Genomic DNA, 16,680 nt, shown 5'->3' on the forward strand with positions numbered 1-16,680 from the left:
CTGTTGCAGCGCAACAACATCTGGCGGGATTGCGAAAACGCCTATGGCTCTTTTATCGCGCCGACTCGGCAGGGTTGGGTCAGCCGACGGTGATCGTCTCGAACTCGACAGGGGTCTTGGGGGCGCCGGTGCCGTCGGGGCCGGCCTCGCCCACGCCGGCCTCGCCGACCTCCTGCAGGGTCTTGATGGCGGCCTCGTCGAGGGTGCCGAAGACGGTGTAGGCGGGCGGGAGCTGGGTGTCGCCGAAGACCATGAAGAACTGGCTGCCGCCGGAGTTGGGCTGGCCGGTGTTGGCCATCGCGAGGGTGCCGGCGGGGAAGGTGTCGCTCTCCTCGAACTCGTCGGGGATCGTGTAGCCGGGGCCGCCGGTGCCCTGGCCGGTCGGGTCGCCGCACTGCAGCAGCTCGAAGCCGGGGTTGGCGCCGAGGCGGTGGCAGCTGGTGCCGTCGTAGTAGTCCTGCGAGGCCAGCGAGAGGAACGAGTTGACCGTGCAGGGCGCCTTGTCGGCGTCGAGCGTGATCGCGAGCGGGCCGACGGAGGTGTTGATGGTGGCTGCGACCTTGCCGGTGTACTGCGCGGTCTTCTCCGGCTGGTCCACCTCCTTGGAGGCGCCCATCGGGTCCTCGGCGTAATCACAGCTCGTCGAGCCGGGCTTCACGATCGACTTCCAGTCGCTGGACTCGCTCGACTTCGGACCCTTGCTCTCCGTGGCCTCGCCGGAACCGGACCCGCCGTCGTCGGAACCACAGGCGGAGAGCGTCAGGAGCAGGGCAGCGGCGGCAACGGCCGGGAGCGCACGAGAAGGCATGCCCAGATGCTAGGGGAGCGGTCCGAACGATCCAGCGACGGACCCCGCGTGGCGATGCCGGCGGCATCTTCTGCCAGCGTTGAGGCCACGCACTATCGCACAACTTAGTCGTCCGCCGCGATACTGCACCAGCCCCACCTCACCCACTCGCCACGACAGGGGAGGGGCTCGGATAGCCTCCAGTCGTGCCCGTGCTTTCCCTGCGTTTCGAGCTCGACGACCTGACCCGGCCCGAGGTGATCCGGCTCCTGGAGGACCACCTCGAGGACATGTACGCGGTGACGCCGGCCGAGTCGGTGCACGCGCTCGACCTCGAGGCATTGAAGGTGCCCGAGATCGCGTTCTGGTCGGCCTGGGAGGGCGCCGAGCTCGTCGGCTGCGGCGCGCTGAAGTCGCTCGGCGAGGGTGACTACGAGCTCAAGTCGATGCGCACCACTGCCGCCGCCCGTGGTCGTGGCGTCGCGACCGCGCTGCTGCGCCACCTGCTGGCCGAGGCCACGTCACGTGGCGGCCGCCGGGTGCTCCTGGAGACCGGGACCGAAGACTTCTACGAGCCCGCCCGGCGCCTCTACGCGGGCAACGGCTTCACCGAGTGCCCGCCCTTCGGCAGCTACGTGCTCGACCCCAACTCGGTCTTCTTCGAGCTGTCGCTGTAGTCGTTGACCGGCGGGGCGCCGCGTCGGAACAGCAGGTTGTCGAGGGCGAGCTTGGTGCGGCGTACGACGATCAGGTAGACCGCGATCGCGAGCCAGCCCAGGTCGCGGAGGGTGTCGGCGAGATAGGCGGGATCGGCCGAGGCGCCGCCGCCCCCGAAGCAGCCGCAGTCGATGTTGAGCCCGCGGGCCCAGGCCGAGGTGATCCCGACGAGGAACGAGCACAGGCCGAGCGCCGTCGCCACCGCCGCCGTCCGGGTGAACAGCCCGAGGATCAGCAGCGCGCCGAGGACGATCTCGGCGATCGGCATCGCGATGGCGTACGCAGGGGCCAGCTGCCACGGCAGCAGCTGGTAGCCGCGCACCGCCTGCTCGGTGATCGCAGGCTCGGGCAGCTTGGCAAGCCCGGCGGCGAGGAACACGAAGCCGAGGTAGAGACGGCCGGCGAGGCCGATCCAGCCCAACAGATCAGCGCGAGTCCTCATGACAGCACCACCCACGACGTGCGGAGCACGCCGAAGACGACGAACGCCGCCACGACCGCGTAGCCGGCCCACAGCACCGGCGCCGGCGAGACCTCGTCCCTGATCTCACGCCGCACGAACCACACCCCGAGCGCCAGCACGGCCACGGAGACCGCGACCAGCCCGACGACGTACCACACCTCGTTCACGTCGCCAGCGTGCCACAGCCGAGGCCCGCAACCACCGCCAGGACGCCCGCCTTCAGCGCATCTTCAGGCTGCGGGCCGCCTTCTCAGGAAACCCGTCAGGGTTGCAGCCACCACGGGCTGGTGTAGGCGATGCCCAGGTCGTTGCAGGGATGGCCGTCCGGCCCCGGGGTCGCGTTGGCCTGGGTCGGGTCGCTGACCCGCAGCAGCACCCAGTCGCCGTCGTCGACGGAGACCGGCACGGTGACCGAGACCGGGTCGCCTACGCGGAACGCCACGACGGAGGCCACGACGGGCACCGACGGGCCAGGACGCAGCACCTGCAGATGGAGCTCCCGGCCGACCCACTCCTCGTCGCGAGCCAGGTCGAGCGTGAACCGCATGTCGCCGCCGCGGCCGGGTATCACCGAGCCCATCCGGTGCTCGACGCCGCCCAGCGTGGCCACCGCGTCGACCCGGAGTCCCGAGGTACGCGTGGCGAAGAAGCGCCGCGCCCGCATCGCCTCGAAGACGCCGGCGCGGTCGTGGGAGGCGACCCACAGCCCGGTGCGCCCCTTGCCCTCCGGGTGGCCCCAGTCGGTGCCGTGCTCGTCGGTGACCCCGCTGATCCCGGTGCGCCAGCCGGCGTTGAGGCATTGGCACAGGGGAGAGGTCCGGCCGTCGGCAAAGCCCTCGAAGAGGTAGTCGTCGCCGCGGTTGAACATCTCCAGCGACACCATCCGCTCCCGCGCCCGCGCGTCGTAGCGGAACTCCTGGAACCGCAACGGCTCGCGCCCGGGGTGGTTGAACCCGGCGATCCCGTCAGACCCGCCGTCGATCAGCGGGGTGGAAGGCGAGCGCATCAGCCAGTCGAAGAACGGCCGCATCGCGCCGACGTCGACGACGTCGGTGAAGTGCTCGCTTCCCCACACGTTGATATGACCCAACAACGGCTCCGACCACTCGAAGCCTCGGATCGCGGTGAAGGTGCCGTCGGCGTTGGCCGCATCGGCCAGCTCGCGGGTCCGGGCCCAGTCCGAGCGGGTGATGCCGCCGATCTGCTTGTACGCCGCCGGCAGCAGCCCCGCGAGCGCATCACCCAGGATGTGGTCGGAGACCGTGGCATGGTCGGTGAGCGCCGCGACGTCGAGCCCGGCGCTCCGCATCGAGTCGAAGGCGAGGTCAGGGTCACCGTCGCCGTCCGACATCAGCGTGTGGTTGTGCAGATCGGCGTGGACCAGCGTGGTCCCGGAGGAGAGCCGCGACAGCCGGCTCGCCCCGACGCCGGCCCGGGCGGTCGCCGAGGCCGCGGCACCCGTGTACGAGGAGGACATTGACGCCAGCAGGAGCCCGGCTCCCGCCGCTCCGAGCGCCGTGCGCCGCGTGAGCGGCCTGCTCATCGACCGAAGAGTCCCGTGCTGCTGTCCGTGTCCGAGGCACATGGCCCCTATTTCACGCAGATCCCAGCGGCGTACGGGAGGTTTTCAGATCACAGGTCGGTGAAGTCGGCGTAGAGGCAGGCGTGGTCGGAGGCGGCGTGCTGCTCTGCGGTCAGCGTCGGGAACAGGTCCCACGGATCCTTGGTCCGCGGCCCGTGCCACACGCCCTTTCGGAAGACGCCGCCACCGGTCTGCTTCGCGCGCAGCGCGGGGGAGAGGAGCAGATAGTCGATCTTGGCGTCCTCGTTGCCGGAACCGTACGTTCCGCGTCGGTGGTTCCAGTCCCAGTGCTCGTGCTCGCTGGCATCGGCGAGCCCCTCGACCGACAGCAGCGGCTTCAGCGACTCGCTGGCGGGGGAGTCGTTGAGGTCGCCGGCTACGCAGACGTGCTCGATCCCCTCCTCGAGCAGGCCCCGGTAGATCTCCGCGACCCGCTTCGCCTGCCGGCCGCGCCGCTTGGCGCCGAGCGGGTCGCCCTTCTCGGAATAGCCCTTGGACTTGAAGTGGTTGGCGAGGACCACGATCCGCGCGCCGCTGGGAGCGTCGAGGTGATACTCGCAGCAGTCGCGGGAGAAGATCACGCCCTCCTCGTCGCGGTCGAAGATGTGGGTGCGCAGCTGCACCAGGCGGTAGCCGTCACCGACCATCACGCCGACGTCGATGCCGCGCTCGTCGTTGCCCTCCACGACCATCACCTGCTCGTACGCCTCGGCGCCGACCTCCGGCAGCAGCGTCTGGGAGAACATGTGCAGCCCCGGCCGGTCGTCGGCCTCGACGACCACCGCGACCTCGGCCCGCAGCTCGGCGAAGACGCGCGCCGTGTTCTCTGTGGCGACCTCGTCGACGGCGGTGGTCTTGAGCTCGACGAACCCGACCCAGTCGTTGCGCCCCTGCGCGACCAGCTGCACCGGCCCCGAGCGCGGGCGTTTGAGCAGCTTGCCACGCATCTTCCGCAGCCGCGCGAACTCGCCTTCGTCGCTCTTCAGAAGCCCCAGCTTCTCGAGGTTGTCCAAGATCTCCTGCTCAACGCCCTGATAGCTGGGCTGGGCGAGAAGCGTGGAGACGCGGGCGTGAGCGGTCAGGACCGCTCGCCGCGTCGTGGCATCGGCCTCGTCGGCGTCCATCGCCTTCGGCCGGGCGAAGAGGTTCTCGACGTTGAACGATGCGAGGCGCATCCCTCCAGGCTAGAGGACGCGGCCGGTCACCGGGTCGCGATCGGTGAGGCAGTAGATCTGCCCGTACGGCGCGCGCATCACCGTCCACCACTCGAAGACGCCGACCGTGTCCGCGCCGAGCGCCTCGTGACGGCAGGTCTCCGAGGCCCGGTTGGCGACCGCGACGTCGGGATGCGCCCCGACCTCACCGTCCTCGTCCTCGAGCCGCTGCAGGAGGATCCGGAGCCCGCCGTGCGGATCGGGGTCGGCGAGGCGTACGAACTCAGGGGTCTTGGCCGGCTCGGGATTGCGCCCGGTGACCGCGGCCCAGAAGGCGACCTCTTCCTCCCAGCGGGAGCGAGGGATGTCGATGCACACCTGGTCGAGCACCCGTTCCGGCTCCGAGCGCGCGAAGCGTGGCTGAGTTCCCTCGCCGAGCGTGTGGCAGAAGAGCATGCCGCCGGGGGAGCGCATCACCGGAACCCCGTCGTACGTCCATGCCGGACTCGCTCCCTGCGACACCGACCGCTCCACCGCTGCCTCACGATCGGCGGCATCGAGATCGACGTGGATCCGTGGCTCGCCGTCGTCGAGAGCCTGCATCTTCAGCCAGGAATCGCCCGTCTGCGGCACGAGCGTGACGAACTGGCCGTCCTCGCCCCTCGGCGGCGAGATGGCCCATCCTGTCGCAGCCGACCAGAATCCGACCGCCTCCTCCCATCGTTCCCGAGGGACGTCGAGGAAGAGGTGGAACCAGGCAGGTGCGCCGGTGGTGCTCATGTCCGCGACCCTACGCGTGCGACAACGCGGATGTGGTCGAAAATGACGTACGCCGGGGTGCACCGCGACTGCGGCACACCCCGGCGTAGCACGGAATCAGCCCTGCAGCGAGATCCCGAACTGCACGTTGCCGGAGTCGTCCATCCCGGCGTCGAGGACCTTGTCGTCGAGCTCGGCGGCAGCGCCCTGGTCGAGGAAGACCCGCGCACCCTCCTGCTCGATGACCTGGTCCTCCGCCTCGGCGGTCGGGACGAGAGCGGCGCTCAATGCGCCGTCCGGTTCTGCGTTGGAGGCGAGCCGGAGGCCGGCGCCCTGGGACTGCTCGGAGATCGAGCGGACGATGGTGGTGGCGTTCTCGGTCAGCTGAAGCATGTCGAGATCTTCCATGGTTGGGTACGGAGTACCCGCTCCACCATTCCTCACAGATCGGCCTCATTCAAGCCCGGCATGCCGGGCTCAGGCCTCAGGACGCCTCCGGGCGAACGCCTCAACGCTGGCCAACTTCGCTACTCAGTGATACTTTGTAGCGGTAGTCAGTAGTACTAGGTACGACCTGGAGGTCAAGATGACAGAGGTGCGGGGTATGACGTTCTGGGAGAAGATCACCGGCAGTGATCTCAACAGGGACTGGGAGGCGTTCAACGCCCGGGCCGAGGCGCTGCCACCCGATTACCGAGCCGGGTGGCAGCAGATCACGGCAAACCTGCTGCCGTACGGCGACTTCACCGGTCGCAGCCTCACCCCGATCGCTGACGGGGTGCTCGGCCTGCTGGAGGAGTCGGCGGCCGAGGGCCAGAGCATCGATGACGTGCTCGGCGACGACATCCCCGGATTCTGTGAGGCGCTGGCCGGGGGAGAAGGGGCGCGGACCTACCGCGACAAGTGGCGCGACCAACTCAACCGCAGCGTCGCGCGCAAACTGAGCCGTCTGGGAGGCTGACATGAGTATTCGAGACATCATCGAGGGCAAGCAGCAGTGGCGAGCGCACCTGGCACGGGTGAAGGCGCTCCCGGAGGACTACCAGATCGTCTACAAGGAGATGCAGAAGTATCTCTTCAAGGTCGGCCCCGTCGGTCTCGCCGAGGGGACCTTGCTGACCGGCATCGTCGACTTCTTCGAGGAGGGCGCAGCCTCGGGCAAGGGGGTCACCGAACTCATCGGCTCCGACGTCGCTGCCTTCTGTGACGAGCTGATCAAGGACACCCCCACATACGCCGACCTCTATCAGGAGTCGGCCGGCAAGAAGTAGCGCGCGGCGAGATCAGTGCGGGCGAAGCTTCTTCGGCAGCTTGGCGACGATGACCTCGTACGACTCGTCGACCGCCTCCAGGATCTCCTCGTCCGGGATCTGACCGCCCCAGGCGAGGTCGTTCCACCCCGAGCGGCCGATGTAGCCGGTGACGGTCACGTCGTTGGGGTAGCGCAGCAGCCACTCGTCGGCGATCTCCCGGGACGGCCCGCACTTCAGCCCCACTTTCGCGGCCCCGAGGAACGCGAAGATCTTGCCGCGCTCACCGGGCCCGACCTTGATCACCGGGTGCTCGTGGTCCCACGGGTTGTCCGGCCAGGCACCGGGCTTGGTGAGGCAGTAGGCCTGCAGCGACGTCACGTCCATGGCGACCATATTGCCACCGCTCGAGGAGGGTTCATTGCGTCCTAGCGGGCCTAGAATGAGTGGCAGAGACAGTCGTTGCCTCTGGCATTTGGGCTAAGGAGGTGAACAAGAAATGTCGTCTGAAAACCTGTCTATCCAGGAACATCCCGACATCGCGGCACTCCGGGACCGGTTCGATCTGACCGGCTCCTCCGCCACCGCTCAGGTGGTCGACGGTGTCACGATGATGGCCGGTCTCTATCTGGCCATATCGCCGTGGGTCGTGGGCTTCAACACCACGGCATCACCACTGATGGTCAGCAACCTGATCATCGGTCTCGCTGTCGCTCTGCTGGCGCTCGGTTTCGCGTCGGCGTTCGGCCGCACACACGGTCTGGCCTGGACCGTCCCGCTCATGGGTGCCTGGGCGATCGTCTCGCCGTGGCTCATGAACGGCGTCGACACCACCACTGGAATGATCGCCTCCAACGTCATCGTCGGAGCCGTCATCATGCTGTGCGGACTCGGTGCGTCCGGGTTCGGCACGTTGTTCAATCCGCGTAGGTAGCCCCGCGGAAACCGTCACCGACCGGCCGAGCGAGGAGCGCTCGGCCGGCCCTTCCGGCCGCCGGATCAGCCGAGGTCCGCGCCGTAGACCTTCGTGACCGTGATGGTGATCAGTACGCGGCGGTCCGTGACCATCACCTCGCGGTACTCGTCCCAGTCGGGGTGCTCGCCGGCGCCGCGCCGGTAGTAGTCGACGAGCGCGTCGACCTCTGGGCTGTCGAGGGAGGCGCCGGGCCCGGTCAGCGTGACCGTGCCCTCGGCCGTCGCCCAGGACCGCCCTCCCGGGCCGTCGACCTCGATCGCTGCGCGGGGGTCGCGGCGGAGGTTCTTGGTCTTCACCAGCCCCTCGCGGGTGGAGATCAGGATCTCGCTGCGCTCGCGGTCGTAGAACTGCCACACGGGTGAGAGCTGTGGCAGGCCGTTGGCCTTGATCGTGGCCAGGATCCCGTGGCGGGTGGTGGCCAGCAGCTCGTGTGCGTCGAACGTCATGGTGAAGCGCCTCCTCGTCGGGCGTCGCCCGTGTGGTCGTTGCCTTCTAGAAGGCAACCGGACACGACTTCCTTCCCGGTTCCTAATTCAGAGGTGCCCCACGCGCAGGTCGGCTAGGTTGCCGAGGACCCGCACCGAAGGAGACCCCACATGCGTGCATTGATCGGCCGGATTCTGGTGGCGATGGGGCTGGTATCCCTGCTCCTCGTCACACCCGCCAGCCCCGCGACAGCCGCCGAGGACGACATCCTCGACCGCCTGCTCGCCATCGAGGGCGTCAGCCTGATCCAGGAGAAGCCCGTCCAGGGCTACCGCTACTTCGTCCTGAACTTCACCCAGCCGGTCGACCACCGGCGGCCCCATGGTGAGACCTTCCAGCAGCGGTTCACCGTGCTGCACAAGGACACCGCCCGCCCCACCGTGTTCCAGACCAGCGGCTACAACGTCTCGACCAACCCCGGCCGCAGCGAGCCGACCCGCATCATCGACGGCAACCAGGTCTCGATGGAATACCGGTTCTTCACCCCGTCGCGACCCGCCCCGGCCGACTGGGACGACCTCGACATCTGGCAGGCCGCCAGCGACCAGCACGCCATCTTCAAGGCGCTGAAGCCGATCTACTCCGCCAACTGGCTCGCCACCGGTGGCTCCAAGGGCGGCATGACCGCCACCTACTTCGAGCGGTTCTACCCCCGAGACATGGACGGCATCGTCGCCTACGTCGCGCCGAACGACGTGGTCAACCGCGAGGACTCCGCCTACGACGAGTTCTTCGCCACCGTCGGCACCGAGGACTGCCGCGACCGGCTCAACGGCGTCCAGCGCGAGGCGCTCGTCCGCCGCGAGGCACTGAAGGCGACCTACGCCGACCTCGCCGAGACCGAGGGCTACACCTTCGACACCGTGGGCAGCCTGGACGCTGCGTACGAGATGGTCGTGCTCGACTACGTCTGGGCCTTCTGGCAGTACGCCGGCACCGCCGAGTGCTCGAACATCCCCGCCGACGCGGCGACCGCCAGCGACCAGGCGATCTGGGACTCGATCAACTACTACTCGGGCTTCAGCTTCTACACCGACCAGGGCCTGAGCCCCTACACGCCCTACTACTACCAGGCCGGCACCGAGCTCGGTGCGCCGACGATCGGCTTCCCGCACATCGAGGACGAGCTGATCCGCTACGGCTACCAGCCGCCGCGCAGCTTCGTCCCGCGCGAGATCGACATGCGGTTCGACCCGTCGGCGATGCGTGACGTCGACTCCTGGGTGCGCAAGCACGCCAACCAGATGCTCTTCGTCTACGGCGAGGCCGACCCGTGGGGCGCCGAGCGCTTCCGCCCGGGCATCTTCGCCGATGACTCCTACGTCTTCACCGCGCCTGGGATGAACCACGGTGCCAACGTGGCCGGCCTGGTCGCCGACGAGCGTGAGCTCGCCACCGCCCGGATCCTGGAGTGGGCCGGCGTCGCGACCGCCACGGTCGAGGCCGACGCGTCGAAGGCGAAGCCGCTGGCCACCTACGACGCGAAGCTCGACAAGCGTGACCTCAAGCGGGAGCCGCTGCTGCGCTGACCTGGGCCGGCGTCTCCGGGATCAGAGCGACAGCACCCGGAGAACGAGCGCCGCGACGGAGACGACGGTGAGAGCCACCGTGGGCACGGAGCCCTTGGCGTCGCCGGCACGCAGGTGGGTGATGATCGCGCCGATGAAGTAGAGCGCGAGCGCCCCCGCTGCCGCGACGCCGAGGGCGCCGACCCAGTTGCCGACGATGAGGCCGATGGCACCGAGAACGAGCAGAACGCCCAGAACCGGTACGTACTTGGCGGCGACGCCGAGGCCACCCAGCTGCTCGACCAGGGCCGGCTGCCTGGTCACCTTGGTCGTCCCGGATGCCAGGCAGGCGAGCGCGAGCAGGGACGAGACGACGATGTACGCGATGAACACGCGTGTACTCCTTTGGCTGACCCGCGTCCGCGGACGATCTTGAGGCCGGTCGATGGGCCGACAACCGCAGAGTCTGTGCGGTGCAACTCGGCGTTGCAACCAGGGTGTTAGCAACTTATCCTGAGTAAGTGACAACCAATGACGTGCAGGTCGAAGGTAGGTCGTGCGCCGTCTTCCAGCGCACCCTCGAGCGCGTCGGACAACGCTGGTCCGGCGCGGTGCTCTTTGCGGCTGTGGGCGGTGCGCGCCGCTTCGGTGAATACCGGCGCACTGTCGAGGGCATCTCCGACCGGATGCTGGCCCTGCGGCTCAAGGAACTCGAGCGCGACGGCTTCATTGTGCGAGAGGTGATCCCCTCGACGCCGGTGCAGGTCCTCTATCGTCCGACCCCGGCCGGGGCGGAGCTGATCGCCGCCCTCCAACCGCTGGGGGACTGGGGCCACAAGCACCTGGCAGCGTTGCCGGAGCGCGAGTCGAACAGACCGTAACTGGCTCATCGTGATTCGGTGGCTCCTCGGTAGGGTGAGGCCGCGTGAGCGACGAGGCGATGCGGCTTCCCGCCTTCGTCCGCTACTGGACAGCCTCCACGACGGGCTCGTTCGGCACAGCAGTCTCGACGGTCGCGATCCAGGTGCTCATCGTGCAGGTGCTTGTAGCGACGCCTGCCGAGGTGGGCATCGTCAACGCCGCCAGAGTGCTGCCATACGCCTTCCTGGGACTCTTCGCCGGCGTCCTCGTCGACCGGGTCAGGCGCAAGCCCCTACTCGTGTGGTCGAACGCGTTGCAGGCGGTGGCTCTGCTCGCCATCCCGCTGCTGTGGGCGGCTGACGCACTCACGCTGCCCATCGTGGCCGCCGTGCTCTTTGTGGTCGGCGCTCTCTCCGTACTCGAGCTCGCGGCCAGGCAGTCCTTCCTGCCACGACTGGTTCCGAAGAGCGCGCTGCTCTCGGCCAACGCCCGCATCGACCAGGGCGACACCGCCGCCATGACCTCCGGACCGGCGCTGGGTGGAGGCATGGTCGCGGTCATCGGGGCGCCGTTCACAGTCCTCGCCGATGCGCTCACCTGTGCCGTCGGCGCGGTGATGAACGCACGGTTGCGCGTCGAGGAGCCGTCGCTGCCGCGCCGCGCGAGCACTCCGGCCCACGTGATGCGGGATATAGCCGACGGCGTACGTTTCATCTACCGCCACCGCACCCTCGCGCCACACGCGATCTCCACGCACGTCTGGTTCATCGGCAACGCGATGGCCGTGACCGCCTTCGCTCCGTTCGCGATGCGCGAACTGGGGCTCGGGGCGGTGACGTACGGCGTCGTCCTCGCGTTCGCCGGTGTCGGCGGCCTTGCCGGCGCACTGCTCGCGGTGAGCGCCGGGCGTCGCCTCGGTGCCGGGGGAGCGGTGGTGCTCGGATTCGTCGTCGGACCGGTGGCGTGGGGGTGCGCGGCGCTGGCGCCACACACGGCAGTGGGCGTCGTCGTACTCGGCGTCGCTCAGATGATGGCCGGGTTCGGGATGGGAATCGAGAACGCCAACTCACTGGGGTATCGACAGTCTGTGACGCCGGACGATCTGCAGGGGCGGATGAACGCGACCATCCGGTCCGCCAACCGCACCTGTGCCGTGATCGGTGCCCTGTCCGGCGGGCTGGTGGCACAGCTGCTGGGGCTCCGCCAGGCGCTGTGGGTGGCGGTCGCAATGTTCGTCCTCGCTGCGGTTGTCGTGATCGCCTCGCCCTTGCGCATGGCCCGTCACGTCTAAGGGCTTGTCTTCGAGCGCGCTCGAAGACATAGCGTCAGAGGTATGGATCTTGGACTCCACTACTTCACGTTCACCCACCCCGAGTGGGAGACCACGCTGGCCGACAAGCTGACCGAGACGGCCCGCATCGCGGACGAGGGCGGCGTCGACCTGTTCACCGTCATGGACCACTGGTTCCAGATGGAGCAGGCCGGCGGCCCCTTCGAACCGATGCTCGAGGGCTACACCACGCTGGGCTACCTGGCCGGGATCACCGACAACGTTCGTCTCAGCCTGCTCGTCACCGGAGTGACCTACCGCCACCCCGGGCTGCTCGCGAAGATCGTCACCACACTCGACCGGCTCTCCGGTGGCCGCGCGCTGCTGGGCATCGGGGCGGCGTGGTACGAGCGTGAGCACCAGGGGCTCGGCGTGCCGTACCCGCCGACCGCGGAGCGGTTCGAGCGCCTGGAGGAGACCCTGGAGATCTGCCGCCAGATGTGGTCGGAGAACGACGGCGCCTACGAGGGCAAGCACTACCAGCTCGCCGAGACGATCTCGCTCCCGCAGCCGGTCAACGGGACGGTCCCGGTCCTGATCGGCGGGGGAGGCGAGAAGAAGACGCTCCGCCTGGTCGCCAAGTACGGACAGGGCACCAACCTCTTCGGCGGCCCCGGCCCCGAGGCGGTCGAGACCGTCAAGCACAAGCTCGAGGTGCTCCGCGGCCACTGCGACGACGTCGGCACCGACTACGACGCGATCGAGAAGACCATCCTCTTCCAAGGCCCCTCGGTCGAGGACCCGGACGCCTTCCTGAAGTCGATGCAGGAGTACGCCGCTCTGGGTATCACGCTCGTCGGGCTGATGCCGACGCCGTATGTCGACCCGGTGCCGTGGACCACCTCGCTCGTCGACCTGGTGCCGCGGTTGAAGGAGGTCTAGGAAGACGGATCCGGCTGGGGGCGTAGTACACTTGTTCTAACCACGCTGCCGGCCGGACTCGTTGAGTCCGCAGGGCTGCACGAAGGGTGGGCGTCATGACGACGTCACCGACAGTAGAACTCATCACCGCGGTTCGCGTCGATCTTCGGATCCGCCTGGACAACAGCTTCTCGTCCGGTCCGCTCGACGGAGCCTGGTGGCCGCAGTCACGCGACCTTCAGGCCGAGGTCGCCGATCTCGTCGATCACTTTCCCCATCGCGTGGGCCGGATCTCGCGGCTGTTGTTCTCCCGGCCCGACTGGGACTCGGTCGCTGGCGCGCCGAGCGTCCGCAAGGTCCGTGCCGCACGCGGGATCGTGAAGGTCGGCTCGTTCCCGTCCGACGACACCCACCTCGTGGTGCTCTCGATGGCCACCGGCGACCGGCTGCGTCTGCTGGTGGTGCCTCACGACACCGCCCCCGAGCGCGCCGAGAGGATCATGGAGCAGGCGGCCGACGATCGGAACACCTACAGCCCGGCGCAGCTGCTGGGCCTCGACGGTCCCGACCAGAGCGAGATCGGCCAGCAGATCTGGGACGACGAAGGCGGTGCGTCCTAGGCGCGGCGTAGCGTGGCGGCGATGACGCTGCGAGTCTCGGCAGGGTCGATGACATCGTCGATCTCGAACATCCGCGCGGCGTTGAGCGCGCTGGCCTGCTTGCGGTACTCCTCGGTGAGTGCGGTGACCCGCTCCTCACGCTCGGCCTCGGGCATCTGGGCGAGTTCGGCGGCCATGGAGAGGCGTACCGCTCCCTCCAAGCCCATCGGGCCGAGGTGGGCGTCGGGCCAGGCGACGGTGAGCAGCGGGCGGTGGGTGCTGCCGCCGAGCATCGCCTGCGCGCCGAGCCCGTAGCCGCGGCGCAGGATCACCCCGACCAGCGGGGTCGACAGCTGGGCGCCGGCGACGACCATCCGGGACGCGTGACGGACGAGGCCGCCGCGTTCGGCCTCCGGTCCGACCATGAAACCCGGCGTGTCGACCAGCGAGACCACCGGGAGGCCACAGCGCTGGCAGAGCGCGAGGAAGTCTGCGGCCTTGACCGACGCGTCGCTGGTGAGGGCACCGGCAAGGTGGGTCGACTGGTTGGCGATCACGCCGACCGCGATCCCGTCGATTCGCGCCAGCGCTGTCACCAGCTCGGGTGCGTACGCCTCACGGAGCCAGGTCACCGAGTCGATGTCGGCGAGGGCCTCGACGACCGGACGTACGTCGAAGGCCTCGCGGTCGTTGTGGGGGAGGAGCGTCCGCAGATCGGTCTGGTCGCCGGCCTCGCCGCCGTCGGCGCTGGGCTCGAGGTAGGAGAGGATGCTGCGTACGGCCTCGACGGCTGCCGCCTCGTCCTCGACGAGCAGGTCGATGACGCCGTTGGCGGTCTGGTCCTTGACCGGCCCGATCTCCTCGGGTGCGAAGCTGCCGAGCCCGCCGCCGGCGATCATCGCCGGCCCGGCCATGCCGAGGTTGGCGTCCGGGGTAGCGATGCGGAGGTCGGCACAGCCGGCCAGGACCGCGTTGCCGGCGAAGCAGCGTCCGGAGACGACGGCGATCCGCGGTACGACGCCCTCGAGCTCACCCCAGAGCGCGAACGAGCCGACGTCGAGCGCGGAGACCAGCGGGATGTCCGTGTCGCCGGGACGACCGCCGCCGCCCTCGGTGAAGAAGACGGCCGGCAGCCGCATCCGCCCGATGACCTCGATCAGCCGGTCGGACTTGCGATGCCCGCGCATGCCTTGGGTGCCGGCCATCACCAGGTAGTCGTAGGAGAGCACCGCGCACGGCTTCCCGGCGACGGTGGCAGTCCCGCCGACGATCCCGTCGGCGGGCGTCTCGACGACGAGCTCGGCCAGGTCACGGCGGCGTTCCTGGGCTGCGGTGATGAACCTTCCGTACTCGACGAACGAGCCCGGATCGACCAGATCGGCGATGTTCTCCCGAGCCGTACGCCGCCCCTTGGCGTGCCACCGGGCGATCTTGTCGGCTCGCGCCGCGTCCGTCGTCAGGAAGCGGCGGGCGTGGAGCTCGGTCAGTCCCGTGGCGGGTGTGTCGTCGGTCACGCGGTCACGATAGGGAATGCCGGTTCGGGTGCCTCGAGCACCCCCAGCAGCCGCTGGAGCACGCCGAGGTCACCGGAGTGCTCGATCCCGTCGAGACTCCGCCTGCCCAACAGGCCGGCGAGCTGGGGACGGGTGAGCGTCAGGGTGAGGCCGGCAGCCGGGTCGGCGGCGCTGTCACGCCGGTGCACGAGCACACCGTTGCGCAGCCGGGCATGCCACCAGCCACCCTCGGGAGTGCCGTCGTGGTCGGTGAGATGCCAGTCGATGCGCAGATCGAGGTCCCACGAACGAGGACCGTCCACGCGGATCGCCAGCGAGTCCAGCAGCTGCGAGACGGTGAGGGCTGCCAGCAGCCCGCGCCCACCACCGCGCGGCGGCACCTTCGGGCCGTCGACCAGCTCGCGGGCACCGGTCAGGTAGATGTTGCGCCAGGTGGCGTTCTCGGCGCCGTGCCCGAGCCGGGTGTAGACCTCGGACAGCAGCTCTCGCGCAGAGCGCTCCGATGGCTCGGCGAAGACCACATGGTTGAGCAGGGTGGCGGCGAACCGCAGGTCGTTGGCGTCACCGCCGGCGACGAGCGTCGCGGCGTGCTCCACGGCCGCGGCCGCACCACCCAGCAGGCGCACCCAGTGCTCGCCCTCCGCCTTCGGCGGCAGCTCCCACAGGTGGGCCGGATTGGCGTCGTACCAGCCCAGATAGCGCTGGTAGATCCCCTTCACGTTGTGGCTCAGCGAGCCGTAGTAGCCGCGCGTCGACGGCTGCGAGTCGAGGGCCGGCGGCAGGACCAGCTCCTCGGCGATCTCCTTCGGCGTCAGGCCACGGTTGATGAGACGTACGGTCTGGTCGTGCAGGTACGCATAGACGTCACGCTGCCCGGCGAGGAACGCCTCGATCCGCCCCGCGCCCCAGGTCGGCCAGTGATGCGTCGCGAACGCGACATCGGAGCGTGAGGCGAACAGGTCGATCGCCTCGGTCAGATAGCGCGCCCACAACCGGGCGTCGCGCACCTCGGCGCCGCGCAGCGTGACGATGTTGTGCAGGGTGTGGACGGCGTTCTCGGCCAGGCAGAGCGCTCTGCGGCCCGGGAGGAGGATGTTCATCTCCGCCGGCGCCTCGCTGCCCGGCGTCAGCTGGAACTCCATCTCCACGCCGTCGATGACGCGCGTCTCGCCGGTCCGGGTGATCGAGTCGGTCGGCTCGGCCAGCCCGATGGTCCCGGACGCGAGCCGCGGACCGAGACCACAGCCCACATGTCCGTCCGGCGCGACCGGCAGCAGAGTGCCGTACATGAAGCCCGACCGCCTGCCCATCGCCGGACCGACGTAGACGTTCTCCGAGACCGCGTGCTCCAGGAACCCCTCCGGCGCCACGACAGGTACGTCACCATCGGCCGCCGCGAGCACGGCGCCGATGCCGCCGAAGTGGTCGGCATGGGGATGGGTCAGCACGACCCCGGTGACCGGGCGGTCCCCACGGTGCTCGCGGTACAACCCCAGCGCGGCGGTCGCGGTCTCGGCCGTGGTGAGGGTGTCGATGACGATGATCCCGCGATCGCCCTCGACGATCGTGAGGTTGGCGAGGTCGAGGCCGCGGACCTGGTAGATGCCGTCGGTGACCTCGAAGAGGCCCTGCAGCGAGGTCAGCCGGCTGTGCTGCCACAGCCCGGCGTGTGCGGTGGCCGGAGCGGGAGAGTCGAGGAAGGCGTCGGCCTCCGCGTCGAACGCGACGGTGCCGTCGGCCCTGGACACGACGCCGGGCTTCAGCGCGGCGACGAACCCACGGCGGGCATCGGCCTCCTCCTGGTGGAAATCGGTCATCGGGCCACCCCCGTAG

21 protein-coding genes are annotated in these 16,680 nt (G+C 69.1%); 9 read left to right on the forward strand and 12 right to left on the reverse strand.

Annotation, left to right across the window (positions count from 1 at the left end):
• Nucleotides 1-79: 79 nt before the first annotated feature.
• The gene (locus ABZU72_RS24505) at nt 80-808 is read right to left on the reverse strand and encodes a peptidylprolyl isomerase (RefSeq protein WP_355021393.1); all 729 of its coding nucleotides are present in this window, start codon (nt 806-808) and stop codon (nt 80-82) included.
• A 185-nt stretch (nt 809-993) separates the two neighbouring features.
• Here ABZU72_RS24505 and ABZU72_RS24510 point away from each other — a divergent pair, with 185 nt between their 5' ends.
• On the forward strand, nt 994-1,464 hold the full coding sequence (locus ABZU72_RS24510; RefSeq protein ID WP_355021394.1) for a GNAT family N-acetyltransferase: 471 nt from the start codon (nt 994-996) through the stop codon (nt 1,462-1,464).
• On the opposite strand, the gene ABZU72_RS24515 is transcribed toward ABZU72_RS24510, so the two are convergent.
• The 6 genes from ABZU72_RS24515 to ABZU72_RS24540 all read right to left on the reverse strand — a co-directional run bounded on the left by ABZU72_RS24515 (nt 1,419) and on the right by ABZU72_RS24540 (nt 5,855).
• Nucleotides 1,419-1,946 carry a MauE/DoxX family redox-associated membrane protein gene (locus tag ABZU72_RS24515; protein WP_355021395.1) on the reverse strand — a complete coding sequence of 176 codons (528 nt, stop codon included), beginning with the start codon at nt 1,944-1,946 and terminating at the stop codon, nt 1,419-1,421. The two genes, ABZU72_RS24510 and ABZU72_RS24515, sit on opposite strands and share 46 nt — an antisense overlap.
• The gene (locus ABZU72_RS24520; protein WP_355021396.1) at nt 1,943-2,134 is read right to left on the reverse strand and encodes a hypothetical protein; all 192 of its coding nucleotides are present in this window, start codon (nt 2,132-2,134) and stop codon (nt 1,943-1,945) included. The genes ABZU72_RS24515 and ABZU72_RS24520 overlap by 4 nt, the downstream gene beginning before the upstream one ends.
• A gap of 95 nt (nt 2,135-2,229) precedes the next feature.
• Nucleotides 2,230-3,510 carry a CehA/McbA family metallohydrolase gene (locus tag ABZU72_RS24525; protein WP_355021397.1) on the reverse strand — a complete coding sequence of 427 codons (1,281 nt, stop codon included), beginning with the start codon at nt 3,508-3,510 and terminating at the stop codon, nt 2,230-2,232.
• Between the two features lie 89 nt (nt 3,511-3,599).
• Nucleotides 3,600-4,724 (reverse strand): endonuclease/exonuclease/phosphatase family protein, encoded by a 1,125-nt coding sequence (locus tag ABZU72_RS24530; protein ID WP_355021398.1) that lies wholly within the window; start codon nt 4,722-4,724, stop codon nt 3,600-3,602.
• 9 nt (nt 4,725-4,733) lie between these two features.
• Nucleotides 4,734-5,483, reverse strand: coding sequence for a VOC family protein (locus tag ABZU72_RS24535; RefSeq protein WP_355021399.1), 750 nt, complete (start codon nt 5,481-5,483; stop codon nt 4,734-4,736).
• Nucleotides 5,484-5,579: 96 nt separating this feature from the next.
• Nucleotides 5,580-5,855: a Fe-S cluster assembly protein HesB gene (locus ABZU72_RS24540; RefSeq protein WP_355021400.1), complete on the reverse strand. Its 276-nt coding sequence runs from the start codon at nt 5,853-5,855 to the stop codon at nt 5,580-5,582.
• 211 nt (nt 5,856-6,066) lie between these two features.
• On the opposite strand from ABZU72_RS24540, the gene ABZU72_RS24545 reads away from it, so the two are divergent.
• Nucleotides 6,067-6,423, forward strand: coding sequence for a DUF1048 domain-containing protein (locus tag ABZU72_RS24545; protein WP_355021401.1), 357 nt, complete (start codon nt 6,067-6,069; stop codon nt 6,421-6,423).
• 1 nt (nt 6,424) lies between these two features.
• Entirely contained in the window at nt 6,425-6,733 is a 309-nt protein-coding gene (locus tag ABZU72_RS24550) for a DUF1048 domain-containing protein (protein ID WP_355021402.1), read from the forward strand.
• A gap of 12 nt (nt 6,734-6,745) precedes the next feature.
• On the opposite strand, the gene ABZU72_RS24555 is transcribed toward ABZU72_RS24550, so the two are convergent.
• Complete coding sequence (locus ABZU72_RS24555) at nt 6,746-7,099, reverse strand: MmcQ/YjbR family DNA-binding protein (protein ID WP_355021403.1); 354 nt, start codon at nt 7,097-7,099, stop codon at nt 6,746-6,748.
• A 112-nt stretch (nt 7,100-7,211) separates the two neighbouring features.
• Between ABZU72_RS24555 and ABZU72_RS24560 the strand changes: the two genes are divergently transcribed.
• Complete coding sequence (locus ABZU72_RS24560; protein WP_355021404.1) at nt 7,212-7,646, forward strand: SPW repeat protein; 435 nt, start codon at nt 7,212-7,214, stop codon at nt 7,644-7,646.
• A gap of 65 nt (nt 7,647-7,711) precedes the next feature.
• Here ABZU72_RS24560 and ABZU72_RS24565 read toward each other — a convergent pair whose 3' ends face one another.
• Nucleotides 7,712-8,134, reverse strand: coding sequence for a PPOX class F420-dependent oxidoreductase (locus ABZU72_RS24565; RefSeq protein WP_355021405.1), 423 nt, complete (start codon nt 8,132-8,134; stop codon nt 7,712-7,714).
• 150 nt (nt 8,135-8,284) lie between these two features.
• Between ABZU72_RS24565 and ABZU72_RS24570 the strand changes: the two genes are divergently transcribed.
• The gene (locus tag ABZU72_RS24570) at nt 8,285-9,703 is read left to right on the forward strand and encodes an aminopeptidase (RefSeq protein ID WP_355021406.1); all 1,419 of its coding nucleotides are present in this window, start codon (nt 8,285-8,287) and stop codon (nt 9,701-9,703) included.
• A 21-nt stretch (nt 9,704-9,724) separates the two neighbouring features.
• Here the strand turns inward: ABZU72_RS24570 and ABZU72_RS24575 are convergent, their stop codons facing one another.
• On the reverse strand, nt 9,725-10,075 hold the full coding sequence (locus tag ABZU72_RS24575) for a DoxX family protein (RefSeq protein WP_355021407.1): 351 nt from the start codon (nt 10,073-10,075) through the stop codon (nt 9,725-9,727).
• A 128-nt stretch (nt 10,076-10,203) separates the two neighbouring features.
• Between ABZU72_RS24575 and ABZU72_RS24580 the strand changes: the two genes are divergently transcribed.
• The 4 genes from ABZU72_RS24580 (at nt 10,204) to ABZU72_RS24595 (ending at nt 13,354) form a co-directional block, all read left to right on the forward strand.
• Nucleotides 10,204-10,563, forward strand: a complete 360-nt coding sequence (locus ABZU72_RS24580) for a helix-turn-helix domain-containing protein (RefSeq protein WP_355021408.1) — start codon at nt 10,204-10,206, stop codon at nt 10,561-10,563.
• A gap of 44 nt (nt 10,564-10,607) precedes the next feature.
• Nucleotides 10,608-11,834, forward strand: a complete 1,227-nt coding sequence (locus ABZU72_RS24585; protein ID WP_355021409.1) for an MFS transporter — start codon at nt 10,608-10,610, stop codon at nt 11,832-11,834.
• 42 nt (nt 11,835-11,876) lie between these two features.
• Complete coding sequence (locus tag ABZU72_RS24590; protein ID WP_355021410.1) at nt 11,877-12,755, forward strand: LLM class F420-dependent oxidoreductase; 879 nt, start codon at nt 11,877-11,879, stop codon at nt 12,753-12,755.
• A gap of 95 nt (nt 12,756-12,850) precedes the next feature.
• Nucleotides 12,851-13,354, forward strand: a complete 504-nt coding sequence (locus ABZU72_RS24595) for a DUF5994 family protein (RefSeq protein WP_355021411.1) — start codon at nt 12,851-12,853, stop codon at nt 13,352-13,354.
• Here ABZU72_RS24595 and ABZU72_RS24600 read toward each other — a convergent pair.
• Both ABZU72_RS24600 and ABZU72_RS24605 read right to left on the reverse strand, forming a co-directional pair.
• Complete coding sequence (locus ABZU72_RS24600) at nt 13,351-14,847, reverse strand: carboxyl transferase domain-containing protein (RefSeq protein WP_355021412.1); 1,497 nt, start codon at nt 14,845-14,847, stop codon at nt 13,351-13,353. The two genes, ABZU72_RS24595 and ABZU72_RS24600, sit on opposite strands and share 4 nt — an antisense overlap.
• Nucleotides 14,844-16,664, reverse strand: coding sequence for an alkyl sulfatase dimerization domain-containing protein (locus ABZU72_RS24605; protein WP_355021413.1), 1,821 nt, complete (start codon nt 16,662-16,664; stop codon nt 14,844-14,846). Before ABZU72_RS24605 ends, ABZU72_RS24600 begins: the two co-directional genes overlap by 4 nt.
• Nucleotides 16,665-16,680 lie beyond the last annotated feature (16 nt).

The organism is Nocardioides sp. NPDC004968 (assembly GCF_040608935.1).
Taxonomy (GTDB): domain Bacteria; phylum Actinomycetota; class Actinomycetes; order Propionibacteriales; family Nocardioidaceae; genus Nocardioides.

Excerpts from the sequence above, each read along its gene's own strand:
- ABZU72_RS24570 (WP_355021406.1), top strand. The coding sequence starts at position 8,285 with ATGCGTGCATTGATCGGCCGGATTCTGGTGGCGATGGGGCTGGTATCC.
- ABZU72_RS24560 (WP_355021404.1), top strand. The coding sequence starts at position 7,212 with ATGTCGTCTGAAAACCTGTCTATCCAGGAACATCCCGACATCGCGGCA.
- ABZU72_RS24565 (WP_355021405.1), bottom strand. The coding sequence starts at position 8,134 with ATGACGTTCGACGCACACGAGCTGCTGGCCACCACCCGCCACGGGATC.
- ABZU72_RS24515 (WP_355021395.1), bottom strand. The coding sequence starts at position 1,946 with ATGAGGACTCGCGCTGATCTGTTGGGCTGGATCGGCCTCGCCGGCCGT.
- ABZU72_RS24605 (WP_355021413.1), bottom strand. The coding sequence starts at position 16,664 with ATGACCGATTTCCACCAGGAGGAGGCCGATGCCCGCCGTGGGTTCGTC.
- ABZU72_RS24595 (WP_355021411.1), top strand. The coding sequence starts at position 12,851 with ATGACGACGTCACCGACAGTAGAACTCATCACCGCGGTTCGCGTCGAT.
- ABZU72_RS24590 (WP_355021410.1), top strand. The coding sequence starts at position 11,877 with ATGGATCTTGGACTCCACTACTTCACGTTCACCCACCCCGAGTGGGAG.
- ABZU72_RS24505 (WP_355021393.1), bottom strand. The coding sequence starts at position 808 with ATGCCTTCTCGTGCGCTCCCGGCCGTTGCCGCCGCTGCCCTGCTCCTG.
- ABZU72_RS24525 (WP_355021397.1), bottom strand. The coding sequence starts at position 3,510 with ATGAGCAGGCCGCTCACGCGGCGCACGGCGCTCGGAGCGGCGGGAGCC.
- ABZU72_RS24530 (WP_355021398.1), bottom strand. The coding sequence starts at position 4,724 with ATGCGCCTCGCATCGTTCAACGTCGAGAACCTCTTCGCCCGGCCGAAG.
- ABZU72_RS24545 (WP_355021401.1), top strand. The coding sequence starts at position 6,067 with ATGACGTTCTGGGAGAAGATCACCGGCAGTGATCTCAACAGGGACTGG.
- ABZU72_RS24540 (WP_355021400.1), bottom strand. The coding sequence starts at position 5,855 with ATGCTTCAGCTGACCGAGAACGCCACCACCATCGTCCGCTCGATCTCC.
- ABZU72_RS24555 (WP_355021403.1), bottom strand. The coding sequence starts at position 7,099 with ATGGACGTGACGTCGCTGCAGGCCTACTGCCTCACCAAGCCCGGTGCC.
- ABZU72_RS24535 (WP_355021399.1), bottom strand. The coding sequence starts at position 5,483 with ATGAGCACCACCGGCGCACCTGCCTGGTTCCACCTCTTCCTCGACGTC.
- ABZU72_RS24550 (WP_355021402.1), top strand. The coding sequence starts at position 6,425 with ATGAGTATTCGAGACATCATCGAGGGCAAGCAGCAGTGGCGAGCGCAC.